The sequence below is a fragment of the Nocardioides oceani genome (assembly GCF_030412965.1).
Taxonomy (GTDB): Bacteria; Actinomycetota; Actinomycetes; order Propionibacteriales; family Nocardioidaceae; genus Nocardioides; species Nocardioides oceani.
The window spans coordinates 240502-255208 of sequence record NZ_JAUHJQ010000003.1 but is presented as its reverse complement, the minus strand read 5'-3'; the positions used below and the strand labels follow the sequence as shown (position 1 = coordinate 255208).

At 75.6% G+C, this 14707-nt stretch carries 13 protein-coding genes; 6 read left to right on the top strand and 7 right to left on the bottom strand.

Annotated features, from left to right (window positions below; translation table 11 throughout):
* Positions 1–31 precede the first annotated feature (31 nt).
* The 5 genes from QWY28_RS10750 to QWY28_RS10730 all read right to left on the bottom strand — a co-directional run bounded on the left by QWY28_RS10750 (position 32) and on the right by QWY28_RS10730 (position 6924).
* Entirely contained in the window at positions 32–2977 is a 2946-nt protein-coding gene (locus QWY28_RS10750; RefSeq protein WP_300952534.1) for a helix-turn-helix transcriptional regulator, read from the bottom strand.
* Positions 2978–3004: 27 nt separating this feature from the next.
* On the bottom strand, positions 3005–3154 hold the full coding sequence (locus QWY28_RS10745; protein WP_300952533.1) for a hypothetical protein: 150 nt from the start codon (positions 3152–3154) through the stop codon (positions 3005–3007).
* Between the two features lie 103 nt (positions 3155–3257).
* Positions 3258–4427 carry an imidazolonepropionase gene (gene hutI, locus QWY28_RS10740; protein ID WP_300952532.1) on the bottom strand — a complete coding sequence of 390 codons (1170 nt, stop codon included), beginning with the start codon at positions 4425–4427 and terminating at the stop codon, positions 3258–3260.
* On the bottom strand, positions 4424–5704 hold the full coding sequence (locus QWY28_RS10735) for a formimidoylglutamate deiminase (RefSeq protein ID WP_300952531.1): 1281 nt from the start codon (positions 5702–5704) through the stop codon (positions 4424–4426). Before QWY28_RS10735 ends, hutI begins: the two co-directional genes overlap by 4 nt.
* Positions 5701–6924, bottom strand: a complete 1224-nt coding sequence (locus tag QWY28_RS10730) for an allantoate amidohydrolase (protein WP_300952530.1) — start codon at positions 6922–6924, stop codon at positions 5701–5703. The genes QWY28_RS10735 and QWY28_RS10730 overlap by 4 nt, the downstream gene beginning before the upstream one ends.
* A gap of 34 nt (positions 6925–6958) precedes the next feature.
* Here QWY28_RS10730 and QWY28_RS10725 point away from each other — a divergent pair, with 34 nt between their 5' ends.
* From QWY28_RS10725 to QWY28_RS10700, 6 genes are all read left to right on the top strand, one after another.
* On the top strand, positions 6959–7591 hold the full coding sequence (locus QWY28_RS10725; protein ID WP_300952529.1) for a nitroreductase family protein: 633 nt from the start codon (positions 6959–6961) through the stop codon (positions 7589–7591).
* 106 nt (positions 7592–7697) lie between these two features.
* The gene (locus QWY28_RS10720) at positions 7698–9050 is read left to right on the top strand and encodes a M20/M25/M40 family metallo-hydrolase (RefSeq protein WP_300952528.1); all 1353 of its coding nucleotides are present in this window, start codon (positions 7698–7700) and stop codon (positions 9048–9050) included.
* The gene (locus tag QWY28_RS10715; RefSeq protein WP_300952527.1) at positions 9047–10513 is read left to right on the top strand and encodes an MFS transporter; all 1467 of its coding nucleotides are present in this window, start codon (positions 9047–9049) and stop codon (positions 10511–10513) included. Before QWY28_RS10720 ends, QWY28_RS10715 begins: the two co-directional genes overlap by 4 nt.
* A 67-nt stretch (positions 10514–10580) precedes the next feature.
* Positions 10581–11150: a DnaJ family domain-containing protein gene (locus QWY28_RS10710; protein WP_300952526.1), complete on the top strand. Its 570-nt coding sequence runs from the start codon at positions 10581–10583 to the stop codon at positions 11148–11150.
* Between the two features lie 192 nt (positions 11151–11342).
* Positions 11343–12449, top strand: coding sequence for an HpcH/HpaI aldolase/citrate lyase family protein (locus QWY28_RS10705; protein ID WP_300952525.1), 1107 nt, complete (start codon positions 11343–11345; stop codon positions 12447–12449).
* A gap of 2 nt (positions 12450–12451) precedes the next feature.
* Positions 12452–13321 carry an HpcH/HpaI aldolase/citrate lyase family protein gene (locus tag QWY28_RS10700; protein WP_300952524.1) on the top strand — a complete coding sequence of 290 codons (870 nt, stop codon included), beginning with the start codon at positions 12452–12454 and terminating at the stop codon, positions 13319–13321.
* A gap of 111 nt (positions 13322–13432) precedes the next feature.
* Here the strand turns inward: QWY28_RS10700 and QWY28_RS10695 are convergent, their stop codons facing one another.
* Both QWY28_RS10695 and QWY28_RS10690 read right to left on the bottom strand, forming a co-directional pair.
* A complete protein-coding gene (locus tag QWY28_RS10695) occupies positions 13433–13687 on the bottom strand; it encodes a peptide methionine sulfoxide reductase (protein ID WP_300952523.1) in 255 nt (84 codons plus the stop codon).
* Positions 13684–14706 carry a M48 family metallopeptidase gene (locus QWY28_RS10690; protein WP_300952522.1) on the bottom strand — a complete coding sequence of 341 codons (1023 nt, stop codon included), beginning with the start codon at positions 14704–14706 and terminating at the stop codon, positions 13684–13686. Before QWY28_RS10690 ends, QWY28_RS10695 begins: the two co-directional genes overlap by 4 nt.
* Position 14707: the final 1 nt, after the last annotated feature.

Genomic DNA, 14707 nt, shown 5'->3' with positions numbered 1-14707 from the left:
GGGGCCACACGAGCCCCCGCGCCCGACCGGGTCAGTCGACCAGCCCGCGGCGGCGGGCGATCGCGGCCGCCTCGGTCCGGCCGGCGGCGCCGAGCTTGCCGAGGATGTGGGAGACGTGCACCGAGACGGTCTTGGTGCTGATGAACAGCTGCTTGCCGATCTCGCCGTTGGAGCGGCCCTGCGCCACGAGCCCGAGGATCTCGGTCTCCCGCGCGGTGAGCTGGTCGGGGGCGGCCTCGGCGCGCGCCGGGGTGCCGCCGAGGGCCCGCAGCTCGTCGAGCAGCGGCTGCGCCCCGAGCGCGTGCGCGGTCTCCCGGGCCGCGTCGCAGAGCGCCCGGGCGCTGGCGGGGTCGCCGCCCGCGCGCAGCACGCCCGCGAGCGCGATCCGGGTGCGCGCCAGCTCCGGCACGTGGCCGAGCTCGTCGAAGGCGGCCTCCGCCTCCCGCCAGGCGCCGACCAGCGCGTCGAGCCCCGGGGCGTCGGCGTCGAGCAGCCAGCGGGCCCGGGCGGCCTCCGCCTCCAGCCGCCGTGCCCAGGCGCGCCCCTCGGGCCCCCAGTGCACCCCGGGGTCGATCCGGTCGAGGACCTCGCGGCCGTCGGCGTGCAGCCTCGTCACGGCCTCCACCCAGGCCGGGCGGTCGCCGGCGGGCAGCCGCGGCAGCACCGGCGCGAGCTCGCGCAGCGCGACGGCGGCCAGCCGGAGGCGGGCGCTGAACCACGGGTGCCAGATGCGTCCGAGCAGGCCCACCGCGTCGGCGTACGCCGCGAGCACGCCGTCGCCGTCCCCGGCCCGGCCGGCGGCCACCAGCTCCAGCTCGGCGGCGTGGATGGCGACCGAGCCCTCGCGCTCCCAGTACCTCCGCAGCCGGCGCACCTCCGCCCCGACGTCCGCGCCGCGGCCCTGCTCGACCGCGAGCCGGACCGTGTCGAGCAGCGCCCGCGGGATCGGCGGGGCGCTCGGCTCGGCCACGGAGGCCAGCGCGTGCGCGGAGTCCCACCGCCCGCGGAGCAGGTCGACCAGGGCGAGCTGCCAGCGCGACTCGAAGCCGTACGGCGCCCACGGCAGGCCGGCGCGCTCGGCACGGTCCAGGGCGCTGCGGAACCACGCCTCCGCCTCGTCCATCTCCGCCCAGTCCTCGAAGGAGCGGCCGAGGAAGAACCGGCCGCGCAGCTCCGCGTGCACCGCCCCGGCCGCCTCCGCGCGGGCGACGGCGTCGACGAGCGCGGACCGCAGCCCCTCCTTCGGGCCGGTCTTCTTCAGGCCCGACAGGGTGGTGATCGCGTCCGACGCCAGCTCGGAGAGGTCCAGCCGCTCGGCGAGGGCCAGCGCGTCGAGCCCGACGGCCTCCGCCTCCTCCCACCGGCAGGCGGCCGAGAGCACGCGGGCGTGGTTGGCCAGGCACCGGGCCCGCAGCGGGCTGTCCCCAGGCGGCGCCAGCGCGACCGCCTCGGCCGCGATCGGCAGCGGGTCGACGTCGGTCTCGACGATGCACAGCACCGTGGCGAGGTACGTCGACAGGCGGGCCCGCGCGACGGGCTCCGCGTCCGCGGGCAGCCGGCCCAGCTGCTCGGTCAGCAGCGCGACCGCGCGCTCGGGGTCGCCGCTCTGGGTCAGCGCCTCGGCGGCACCGACGACCAGCTTGGAGACGTCGAGGTCGCCCCGCTCGCGCTGCGGGTCGGCGAGCAGCTCGAGCGCCTGCTGGAAGTGGTAGGCCGCCTCGTCGGGGCCGCCGACCGCCGTCGCCTCGTGGCCGGCGCGGACGCTGGCCTGCAGCGCGGTGTCGAGGTCGAGGGCGAGGCGCGCGTGGCGGGCGAGCTCGGCGGCGGTGCCCCGCACCCGCCCGTCGCGCAGCGCCGCGGCGTACTCCCCGTGCAGCCGGACCCGCTCCCCCGGCAGCAGGTCGTCGTGGACCGCCTCGCCGAGCAGCGCGTGCCGGAAGGAGTAGCCACCGGCATCGGCGACCAGCACGTTCATCTCGACCGCCTGCCGCAGGCCCTCGTCGAGCGCGGCGGGGTCCAGCCCTGAGGCCGCCTCGAGCGCCTCGTGGGTGACCTTGCGGCCCGAGGCGCTCGCGGTGCGCACCAGCTGGCGCGCGGCGTCGTCGAGCCGGTCCAGCCGGACGAGCAGCACGTCGGCGAGGTCGGCCGGCACCCAGTCGCCGGGGCCGGCGGCGGCGCTGGCCAGCTCCTCGACGAAGAACGCGTTGCCCTCGGCCCGCTCCACGATCGCGGCCAGCTCCCGCTCGCCGATCGCGTCGGGCGCGAGCTCGGCCACCAGCGCGCGGACCGCGTCGTCGGGCAGCGGACCGAGCGCGACCCGGGACACGCCGCGCAGCCGGCTCCACTCCGCGACCTGGCGGCGCAGCGGGTGGCGGCGGTGCAGGTCGTCGGAGCGGTACGACGCCACGAGGGCGACGCGCGCCGCGTAGGGCCGGCTGAAGAGGAAGCTGAGCAGGTCGCGCGTGGACCGGTCGGCCCAGTGGGTGTCCTCGACGACCAGCAGCAGCGGCGCGTCCTGCGCCGCCCGGTCCAGCAGGGCGTGCACGGCCTCGAACAGGTCGGCCCGGTCCAGGCCGGTGCGCTCGTCGCCGGCCTGGCCCGTCTCCTCCGAGCCACGGGCGCCGAGGACGCGCCGGCCGGGCTGGAGCCGGGCGAGCACCGGGTGCGCGGCGGCGACCTCGTCGACCAGCGCGGGCCGCTCGGCGCCCAGCCGGCCGAGCACCTCCGAGAACGGCAGGTAGGGCAGCGCGCTGTCGCCGAAGTCCAGGCAGTGCCCGGCCAGCACCTGCCAGCCCTGCCCGACCGCGTGGTCGCGCAGCGCGGTGAGCAGCCGGGTCTTCCCGACGCCGGCGTCGCCGGCGAGCAGGACGACCGGGGTGGCGTCGCCGCCGGGCGCGGACGAAGCGACGCCGAGCGCGGAGGCGATCTCCGTCAGCTCGGCGTCTCGTCCGACCAGGGTCCGGCTGGTGTGGGCCACGGGGTGCATCCTGCCGCCCCCGGCCGCTCAGCGCTGCGGCTCGTCGCCCCCGGCGGGCCGGCGGACGAGGGGGACGCGGTGGCGCCGGCGGCCGGCCGGGCCGGCCGCGCCCGTCTGCCGGCGGATGCGGGTGCTGCGGTAGTCGATCTCGGACTGGAAGGTGCTGCTGGTGTGCACGGTGGCTCCTCGGGTGTGGTCCTCAGGCGTTCTCGGTGGTCCCGAGGCTGGTCGCCTGAGGTAGGCCGCCACATCGGGCGAGTGCCGTATCCCGCGCTCGCCGCTACCTCAGGGTCAGCACCGGCCGGCCGCGCTGCCAGACCCCCGCGACCAGGGGCACCCCCGGCCGGTAGGCCAGGTGGACGTGCGAGGGAGCGTCGAGGAGCACCAGGTCGGCGCGCCGGCCCGGGGCGAGCACGCCCACGTCGTCCCGGTCGAGCGCCCGGGCGCCGCCCGCGGTCGCGGCGTGCACCGCCTCGGCCGGCGTCATCCCCATCTCCCGCACCGCCACCGCGACGCAGAACGGCATCGAGCTCGTGTACGACGACCCGGGGTTGCAGTCGCTCGCGATCGCGACCCGCACGCCGGCGTCGAGCAGCCGCCGTGCGTCGGGGTAGGGCTGCCGGGTCGAGAACTCCACGCCGGGCAGCAGCGTGGCGACGGTGCCGCTGTCGCGCAGCGCGGCGACGTCGGCGTCGTCGAGGAAGGTGCAGTGGTCGACGGCGACCAGCCCGAGCTCGGCCGCCAGCCGCACGCCCGGACCGGGGCCGAGCTGGTTGGCGTGGAGCCGCCCGCGCAGGCCGCGTGCCGCGCCGGCCGCGAGCACCGCCCGCGCCTGGTCGGCGTCGAACGCCCCGCGCTCGCAGAACACGTCCACCCAGCGGGCGTGCTCGGCCGCGGCGTCGAGCATCGGACCGGTCACCAGGGCGACGTACTCCTCCGGGGTGGTGCCGTCGGGCACGACGTGCGCGCCGAGGTACGTCGTCTCCTCGGTGAGCAGCCGGGCGACCGCGAGGCTGCGGGCCTCGTCGCGGACGGTCAGCCCGTAGCCGCTCTTGACCTCCACCGTCGTCGTGCCCTGGCGCAGCATCTCGTCGACCAGCCGGCGGGCGCCGGACAGGAGCTGCTCGTCGGTGGCGGCGCGGGTGGCCGCGACCGTGGTGCGGATGCCGCCGGCGGCGTACGCCGTGCCGGCCATGCGCGCGGCGAACTCACCCGCCCGGTCGCCGGCGAAGACCAGGTGGCTGTGGCTGTCGACGAACCCCGGCAGCACCGCGCGGCCGCCCGCGTCGACGAGCGCGTCCGCGGCGGGCGCCTCGGCCGCCGGCCCCACCCAGGCGACCCGGTCCCCCTCGACCACGACCGCGGCGTGCTCGACGATGCCGAGCAGGCCGGCGCGCGCGGGGTCGTTGGTGACCAGCTCGCCGATGCCGGTGATGACCGTGCTCGTCACCCGAGCACCTCCTCGATCGCGGACCCGAGCGCCCGTCCGACGGCGGGCCGGCCCTCCCGGGAGGCCACCCAGCGGCCGTCGACCATCGTGCGCACCACGTCCTCCGCGGTGGCCGCGAACACCGCGGTGTGCTCGTCCGCGCCGGTGCCCGCGGTGCGCACGCCGGCGGTGTCGAGCACGACCAGGTCCGCCCGCAGGCCGACCGCGACCGCGCCCGCGTCGTCGACGCCGAGGCTGTCGTGGCGGGTGCCGGCGGCGAGCAGCTCCGCGGCCGTCCAGTGGCCGCGGGTCCGCGTCGCCAGCCGCTCGTCGAGCTCGAGGGCCCGCATCTCCTCGAACAGGTCGACCACCGCGTGGCTGTCCGAGCCGAGGCTGAGCCGGGCGCCCGCCTCGTGCAGCTCCCGGCCCGGGCCGATGCCGTCGCCCAGGTCCCGCTCGGTCGTCGGGCAGAAGCAGACGTTCGTGCCGCTGTCGCCGAGCAGAGCGACGTCCTCCGCGGTCAGGTGCGTCGCGTGGACGACGGTCGTGCCGGGTCCGAGCAGGCCCTCGTCGTGCAGCAGCCGCGTGGGCGTGACGCCGTACGCCGCCCGGCAGTCGTCGTTCTCGGCCGGCTGCTCGGACAGGTGCACGTGCAGCGGGGCGAGCCCCCGGAACGCGCCGAGCTCGACCCGTGGCACCGCCCGCACCGAGTGCACCGCCGCCCCGACCCGGACCCCGCTGAGCGCGGCCACCCGCGACGTCCACGCCGCTGCGGACCCGTCGTCGTAGCGCCGCTGCGCGGCGGTGACCGGCGCCCCGAACCCCGAGCTGAGGTAGCAGGCGTCGAGCAGCACCAGCCGGACTCCGGCCTCGCGGGCGGCCTCGGCGACCGCGTGGCCCATCGCGTTCGGGTCGGCGTAGGGCGTGCCGTCGGGCCGGTGGTGCACGTAGTGGAACTCCCCGACCGAGGTGATCCCGGCCGCGACCATCTCGGCGAAGACCGCCCGGGCCAGCCGGTGGTAGCGCTCCGGCGTGAGCCGTGCGGCCACGCCGTACATCTGCTCCCGCCAGGTCCAGAACGTCCCGCTGCCCCGCTGCGTCCGCCCGCGCAGCGCCCGGTGGAAGGCGTGGCTGTGGCAGTTCGCCAGCCCGGGCAGCGCGAGCCCCGGCACGCGCTCCGCGTCGGCGCCCGGCTGTCCCGGGGCGACGGCGGCGAACCGGCCGCCCTCGACCTCGACCAGCACGTCGTCGTGCACGGCGCCGTCGACCCAGGCCCGCTCGAGCAGCAGGCGGCTCACCGGGCGGCCCCCACCACGAGCGGCCCGAGCACGTCGGCGAGCGCCTCGACGCCGGCCAGGCAGTCGGCCGCCTCGGCCTGCTCGGCCGGGGAGTGCGAGACGCCGGTCGGGTTGCGGACGAAGAGCATCGCGCTCGGGATGCCGGCCGCCGACAGCACGCCGGCGTCGTGGCCGGCCTGCGTCGGCAGCACCGGCCAGCCCCGGGGGCCGGCCACCGGCGCGACGAGCGACGGCTCGAACGACACCGCGCCGGAGAGCGACTCCGGCGTCACCGTCACCGCGGTCCCGTCGTGCGCCGCCCGCTCCTCGGCGCGGGACGTCACCGCCGCCACGAGCTCCGCCAGCGCCTCCTCCGAGGAGCACCGCGCGTCGAGCCAGGCGGTCACCCGGGAGGGGATCGCGTTGGTGCCGTTGGGCGCCACCTCGACCCGCCCGAACGTCGCGCGGGCGTCCGGCGCGGCCAGCCGCGCGAGCTCGTCGGCCGCCAGCGCGGTCGTCGCGTAGGTCAGCATCGGGTCGGCCCGGTCCTCCATCCGCGTCGTGCCGGCGTGGTCGGCGGTCCCGGTGACGTCGAGGCGCCACCGGCCGTGCGGCCAGATCCCGCTCGCTACCCCCACCGGAGCGCCGCGATCGACCAGCGCCCGGCCCTGCTCCACGTGCAGCTCCACGTACGCCGCCACGCCGGCCAGCAGCCCCGCCGCGCCGGACCCGGGCCCGCCGTCGGCCAGGTCGCCGAGCCGCACGCCGCCGGCGTCGCGCAGCCCCTCGACATCGGTCCACGCCACCGCCCCGGTGGCCAGCCGCGACCCGAGGCAGGCCAGCCCGAACCGCGAGCCCTCCTCCTCGACGAAGACGCCGACGCCCAGCGGCCGTGCGGGGACCACGCCGCGCTCGCGCATCAGGTCGACCGCGGCGAGCGCCGAGACCACGCCGAGCGGACCGTCGTACGCCCCGCCGTCGACCACCGAGTCCAGGTGCGACCCGGTCAGGACCCGCTCGCGCTTGTCGGCGGCCGAGGCGCCCCACCAGGCGACCGTGTTGCCGACGCCGTCGGTCTCGACCAGCAGCCCGCGGGCGGTCGCCTGCTCGACGAACCAGGCACGCAGCTCGGCCTCCGCGGCCGTCCACGGCTGCCGCCGGTAGCCCCCGGTCGCCGCCGAGCGACCCACCGGCGCCAGGTCGGCCCACATCCGCTCGAAGCCGTCGGGCCGCTCAGCCATGCCGCCTCCCCCGTCGCACCCCATACTCCACGCCATGGAGTTCCAGGACGTCGTGCGCCGCCGCCGGATGGTCCGCCGCTACGACGACCGGCCGGTCGACCCGGCGGTGGTGACCCGACTGCTCGACAACGCCACCCGCGCGCCGAGCGCCGGGTTCACCCAGGGGTGGGGCTTCCTGGTGCTGGACACGCCCGCGGACGTCCGCCGCTACTGGGAGGCCACGGCCGGCCCGGAGCGGATGGCCGACCCCGACACCTGGTTGGCCGGGATGATGACCGCCCCGGTGCTCGTCGTGCCGTGCAGCAGCAAGGCGGCGTACCTCGGTCGCTACGCCGAGCCCGACAAGGGCTGGACCGACGCCGCCGCGGCGGACCGCGAGGCGCGCTGGGCGGTGCCGTACTGGCACATGGACACCGCCATGGCCGCGCTGCTCGTGCTGCAGACCGCGGTCGACGAGGGACTCGGTGCCTGCTGGTTCGGCATCCCGCCGGCGGCGTACCCCGCGCTGAAGGAGGCGTTCGGCATCCCGGCGGAGTTCGACCCGGTCGGCGCGATCACCGTCGGCCACCGCGTCCCGGACACCGGCAGCCGCGGCTCCGCCGGCCGGCGCGCACGCCGGCCGGCCGACGAGGTCGTCCACCGGGGACGGTGGCAGGGCACCCGCTGAGAGCAGCACCCGCCCATCCCAGCGGCCCCGCGCCCACCGGACAAGGCCGGGCCGGGTCCTCCGATCTCGCATCCGAGACAGTCCCGCGGGCGGTAGCGTCGCGCCGGTGACGTCAGGGGAGGACGCCCGCGAGGGCGCGCGGGAGCATGCCCGCGCCGTGGAGAAGCTGCAGGCGCTCGTCCGGATCCCGACGGTGAGCCACCGGGACTGGTCGCTGGTCGACACCGACGCCTTCGACCGGTTGCTGGTCGAGCTGGAGCGGCAGTTCCCGCTGCTCCACGAGCGCCTGGAGCTCACCCGGATCCCGACGCACGCGCTGCTCCTGCGCTGGGCCGGTGCGAGCAGCGAGCGCCCCGTCGTGCTGATGGCCCACCTCGACGTCGTGCCGGTCGAGGGCACCTGGCAGCACCCGCCGTTCTCCGGCGACGTCGTCGACGGGAGCATCTGGGGCCGCGGCACCCTCGACGACAAGGGCTGCGTCGCGGCGATCTGCGAGGCCGTCGAGACCCTGCTCGAGGACGGCTTCGTCCCGGCGCAGGACGTCTGGCTCTCCTTCGGCTGCAACGAGGAGGTCTCGGGCGAGGCGGCGACGCTGGCGGTGGAGGAGCTGGTACGGCGCGGCGTACGACCGTGGTTCGTGCTCGACGAGGGCGGGGCGGTCGCGAGCGAGGCGTTCCCGGGCGTGGCCGCGCCGGTCGGCGTCGTCGGCGTGACCGAGAAGGGCGTCACCTCCCTGGAGCTGCGCGTCGAGGGCCGCGGCGGCCACGCCTCGACGCCCGCGCGGATGGGACCCACCGCCCGGATCGCCCGCGCGATCACCCGCATCGACCGCTCCCCGATGCCGGCGAGCACGCCGGAGCCGACGGTCGAGCTGTTCCGCCGGATGGCGCCGCACGCGCCGCTCCCGCTGCGGGCGCTGATGGCCAACGCCGGTCGGCTCGGCCCGGTGCTCACCCGGGCGCTCGTCGCGGCCGGCCCGGAGCCGGCGGCGATGACCCGCACGACGTTCGCGGTCACCACCCTCTCGGGCAGCCCGGCGCTCAACGTGGTCGCCGCGACCGCCAAGGCCGGCGTCAACATCCGGATCATGGTCGGCGACACCGTCGCCGGCGTGCTGGAGCACGTGCGCAGGGTCGTGGCCGACGACGAGGTCCACATCGACGTCGTGGAGCAGAACGAGCCGAGCCCGGTCTCCCCCCGCGACGAGGCGTTCGGCCTCGTCGAGACCACGATCGCCGAGCTGTTCCCCGACGCCGTCCCGGCGCCGTACGTGATGATGGCCGCCACCGACTCCCGGTTCTTCACCCGCATCTGCGACCGGGTCTACCGGTTCGCTCCGTTCCGGATGACCAAGGCCCAGCGCGAGTCGATCCACTCCTACGACGAGCACCTCGGCGTCGACGCGTTCCTGGACGGCGTGCGGTGGTACCGCCGCCTGATCGAGAGGCTCCCCGCATGACCGGCACCCGCGCCCCGCTGACCTCCGACCCCCGCGTGCGCGGGCTCGCCGCGATCGTCGGGTTCCTCGTCGTCGTGGAGCTGGCCAGCGGGATCCTGCAGGGCTACTACACGCCGATCTTCAGCGACATCGCCGACCACCTCGGGATCCAGGACGCCGACGTCAACTGGTTCGAGGCCGCGCAGCTGCTCGTCTCCGCCCTGGTCGTCCCGCCGCTCGCGCGCCTCGGGGACCTGGTCGGCCACAAGAAGGTGCTGCTCGTCTCCACCGCCGTCACCGCGCTCGGCTCGTGGGTGCTGGCCTTCGCTCCGGGCTTCACGACCTTCCTGGTCGGCTGGGCGCTCCAGGGCGCGTACGTCGTGTGGCTGCCGCTCGAGGTCGCGATCATCCACCGGCGCACCGCCGGCACCGGCCGGCAGGCGCTCCTGACCCGCCGCGCCGCCGCCGTCCTGGTCGGCGCGCTCGAGCTGGCCGTCATCGTCGGCGCGCTCACCTCCGGCGCGCTGGTCGAGGCCACCTCGATGACCGTGCTGCTGACCCTCCCGGCGATCGCCACCACGCTGTGCCTCGTCGTCGTCTGGTTCGGCGTCGAGGACGTCCCGGGCGAGGCGACCGGCGGCTTCGACTGGGGCGGGCTGGCGCTGGTGAGCGCCGCGATCGGCCTGGTGATGGCCGGACTGGTCGTCGTCCGGCTCGAGGGCCCGAGCAGCGTGCTCGCCTGGGCCCTCGTGCTCGCCGGCGTGGCGACGTTCGTGCCGTTCGTGCGGCACGAGGACGCCCGGCCCGACCCGATCATCGACGTGCGCCTGCTCCGCTCGCCGGGCCAGTGGCCGGTGCAGCTGACGGCGTTCCTCTTCGGCATGTCGGTGCTCGGCGCCCAGATCCCGCTGTCGACCTTCGCGCGGACCGACCCCGACGTCGCCGGCTACGGCCTCGGCGCGAGCGCGTCGTTCGTCTCCACCCTCATCGGCGTGTACGTCGTGTTCATGGCCATCGGCGCGTTCACGCTCCCCCTCACCTCGCGCCTGCTCGGCGCCCGCAACGCGCTGGTGTGCTCGGCGCTGCTCGTCGGCCTCGGCTACGCGCTGTGGCTGCCGCTGCACGACACGACCGCCCAGGCGCTGACCAACATGGCCGTCATCGGCCTCGGCTCCGGCGCCCTCGTGGCGGCCCTGCCGGCCGCCGCGGCCGCCGCCGCTCCCCCCGAGCGGACCGGCTTCGCCACCGGCATGACCAACGCGACCAAGACCGTCGGCGGCGCCCTCGCCTCGTCGGTCTTCGCGATCGCCCTGGCCGCGACCGGATCCCTCGAGGGCCCCGCCGAGGGCGCGGCCCCGCTCAGCGGCTACCTGACGGTCTGGGCGATCTGCGCGGTCGCCGCCGTGCTCGCCGCGCTCGTCCTGCTCAAGATGCCGCCGCAGGCGACCGAGCACCCGGTCGAGCACGAGCCGGCGACCGCCTGAGCCGCCCCCGCCGGCCGGGCCCCGCCTTCTGCCGGGTTCCTACACTCGGGGGCGGAGGAGATGTGCGATGAGCGACCGTCCCGAGCAGTCCCGCGAGAACGCCCGACCCACCGAGCGCTCGAGCGCCGAGGACGAGGCCGAGCGCCGCAAGCGCAGCGGCCACTCCGCCGCGCACGCCCGGATCGCGAACCAGGCCTCCTGGGTCGACCAGCAGGTCCGCGTCGCCATGGCCAAGGGCGACTTCGACGACCTCCCGGGCACGGGGAAGCCGATCAAGGACCTCGGCACCGAGCACGACCCCGACTGGTGGCTCAAGCGGCTCGTCGAGCGCGAGCAGATCACCGTCCTCCCGCCCAGCGTCGCGCTGCGCAAGGAGGACGCGGAGCTCGACGCCCGCCTCGACACGATCGCCTTCGAGGGCGACGTGCGCCGCGAGGTCGAGGAGTTCAACGAGCGCGTCATCCGCGCCCGCTACTCCCTCAGCCCCGGCCCGCCGCTCATCACCATGCCCCGCGACGTCGACGCCACCCTCGCGGCCTGGCGCGACCGGCGTACCGCCCGCCTCGAGGCCCAGCGCGCCGCCCTCGCCGCCTCCCGCCCCGCTCCCCGGCGGCGCTGGTGGCAGCGGCGGCCCTGAGGTCCGGCAGCCGCGAGCTTCATCGGCCGGCCGATGAAGCTGTCGGGTGGCCGATGAAACTTCATCGGCCCACCGTGAGTTCCATCGGCCGGCCGATGAAACTTCCGCAGCGGGCCCTGGATGACCGACGCTCGGCAAACCTGTCAGATCCGTCATACCGACGAGTAACCGCTCGCTGCTAACTTCCGCCCCATGACCGCCGCGAGCCGCAGCCCCAAGGACTTCTTCCGGCCCCTCGCCGTCGGCGCGCCGACGCCGCTGCGCGAGATCCCGGCCCGGCCGAGCCGGGCGATCCACTTCTTCGACCCGAGCAACCCGAAGATGGCGGCCAAGGTGCCGGACATGGTCGGCAAGGTCGACGTGCTGCTCGGCAACCTCGAGGACGCCATCAAGGCCGACAACAAGGAGGCCGCCCGCGAGGGCCTCGTGCGGATCGCGCAGGAGACCGACTTCGGCCCCACGCAGCTGTGGACCCGGATCAACGCGCTGGACAGCCCGTGGGTGCTCGACGACCTCACCACGCTCGTGCCGGCGATCGGCGACAAGCTCGACGTGATCATGGTGCCGAAGGTCCAGGGCGCCGAGGACATCCACTACGTCGACCGGCTGCTCGCCCAGCTCGAGGCCAAGGCCGGCCTGGAGAAGCCGATCCTCGTCCACGCGATCCTCGAGACCGCCCGGGGCGTCGCGAACGTCGAGGAGATCTGCGGCGCCAGCCCGCGCATGCAGGGGCTCTCGCTCGGCCCGGCCGACCTGGCTGCGGACCGCCGGATGAAGACCACCCGCGTCGGCGGCGGCCACCCGGGCTACCTCGTCCGCGAGGACCCGCCGCGCATCGACGGCGTGGCCAACCTCGAGGCGAGCCGGGCGACGTACCAGCAGGACCTGTGGCACTACACGATCGCCCGCATGGTCGACGCGTGCGCGATGCACGGGATCTACCCGTACTACGGGCCGTTCGGCGACATCAGCGACACGACCGCGTGCGAGGACCAGTTCCGCAACGCCTTCCTGCTCGGCTGCGTCGGCACGTGGAGCCTGCACCCCAAGCAGATCGCGATCGCGAACCGGGTCTTCAGCCCGAGCGTCGAGGACGTCGCGCACGCCCGCCGCGTGGTCGCCGCGATGGGCGACGGCACCGGCGCGGTGATGCTCGACGGGAAGATGGAGGACGACGCCTCCCTCAAGCAGTGCCTGGTGATGGTGGAGCTCGCCGAGCAGCTGGCGGCGGTCGACCCGGAGCTGAAGCAGCAGTACGACGCCATCGGCGCCGACTCCGACGAGCAGAGCGAGGCCTGAGCATGACCGAGTCGACCTTCACCCCGCTGCGCAGCGTCCTCTACATGCCCAGCTCCAACGAGCGGGCCCTGGAGAAGGCCAAGTCGATCGCGTGCGACGCGCTGATCCTCGACCTCGAGGACGCGGTCGCCCCCGACGCCAAGGAGGCCGCGCGGGAGTCCGCCTGCGCCGCGGCCGCCAGCGGCGAGTACGGCCGTCGTACCGTCACCATCCGCGCCAACGGCATCGGCACCCAGTGGCACGACGCCGACCTCGCCGCGATCGCCCAGGCCGGCCCCGACGCGGTCGTCGTGCCCAAGGTCAACAGCGCCGACGAGGTCCACCAGCTCGTCGCCGCGCTCGAGAAGGCCGGCGCGCCCGACCACACCAAGCTCTGGGCGATGATCGAGACCCCCGTCGGCGTCCTCGACGCGCTGAGCATCGCCCGCGCCAGCGAGCGGCTGACCGCGTTCGTCATCGGTACGAACGACCTGGTCAAGGAGCTGTACGCCGAGCACGTCCCGGGCCGCGCGCCGATCCTCCCCTCGCTGCACACCGCCCTGCTCGCCGCGCGCGCCGCCGGCATCGCCGTCCTCGACGGCGTCTACAACGACGTCAAGGACACCGACGGCTTCCTCGCGGAGTGCCGCCAAGGCCGCGAGATGGGCTTCGACGGCAAGACCCTCATCCACCCCGGCCAGGTCGAGGGCGCCAACACCGCCTTCGCCCCCTCCGAGCAGGCCGTCGAGGACGCCCGCGGCCTGATCCAGGCCTGGGAGGACGGCGCCGGGTCCGGCGTCGTCACCTACCACGGCCGGATGGTCGAGAACCTCCACGTCGACTCCGCCCGCCGCACGCTCTCGATCCACGAGGCGATCCAGGCGCTGGGGTGAGCGGGTGTCAACATCCCAAGTGAACGTGGGATGTTGACGCTTCGCGGCCATTGCGATGGCCGCGAACCTTCAGGATCCCACGTTAACTTGGGATTCTGCGACTCACTCCCATCACACCCACCCCACCAGGAACTCCAGCACCACCTCGGCCGGCATCTCGCACGGCTTGAGGAGCGGCCCGGAGGCGGTGAGGTAGAGGTTGGCGCTGACGACGCGGGTGCCGCCGAGCTCCTCGGCGTACACGCTCTGCTGGCGACCGCCGACGCGGACCACGCGCGACACGCCCCACGAGCCGCCGGCGTGGGTGACCTCCGACCAGCCCTCGGGGAGCCGGTCGAACAGCGCGAGGAGGTCGGGTGGCCTCACGCGCCCCGGCGGCGGAAGGTCTCGTCGAGCCAGCCCTTGGCGGTGCCGAGGAAACCGGCGAGGTCGTGGGCGAGGCGGCCGACGGCGTCCTGGCTCTGCGCGAACGTCTCGGAGTAGCTGCGGGCGGCCTCGCGGGCGGCGTCGGAGACCGTCGCCTCGTCGTCGCTCGTGCGGGAGGGGCGGTCGCCCGCGAGGATCCGGGTGTACTCCCCCGAGTCGACCCAGCGGCGCAGCTCGGCGGCGCGGACGACGGCGAACGGGTGGGTCTGGTTCTCGATGAGCAGCAGCTTGAGGACCGAGTCGCGCAGGTCGCCGGCCTCGAGGTACTCCCGGCCCTGCGCGTGGAACGCGGTCGCGTCGAGGTCCTCGACCCGGCCGCCGCTGGCGAGCTTCATGTGCACGCGGAACGCCGTGGCCGGGTCCTGCGTGGCGAGCAGCCCGGCGCGGTCGGCGGACAGCTCGGACTTGCGCGACCACTCGTGCAGCGCGGCCACGATCGCGCGCACGCCGAGCCCGCCGATCGGGATGAACGCCGTGACGCCGGCCAGCTGGATGAGCCGCTGGAGCAGGGTCTGGTAGACGGCGTGCCCGCTGATGGCGTGGCCGAGCTCGTGGCCGATGACGAAGCGGAGCTCCTCGGTGTCGAGCAGGTCGACCAGGCCCGAGGTGAGCACGATGAACGGCTCGTTGATGCCGAGGGTCTGGGCGCCCGGGACCGGGTTCGCGGCGACGTACAGCTCCGGCAGGTGCGGCAGGTCGGGCGCGTCGAGGGTCTCCGCGACCTCGCCGAGCAGCCGGTGCAGCGTGGCGAACTGGCGCTCATCGGCCCGCACCGCTGACCCGAGGAAGACCAGGCGCACCGCGCGCTCGTTGAACAGCCCCGACACCGCCTTGAGGACGGCGTCGAACCCCTTCAGCTTCCGCAGGGCGACGAGCGCACCACGGTCGGCGGGGTGCTCCCAGGCACGGGAGGAGATGTCGCGGAGGATGGTGCGCTGGCGCGCGGGCTGCGTCGTCACC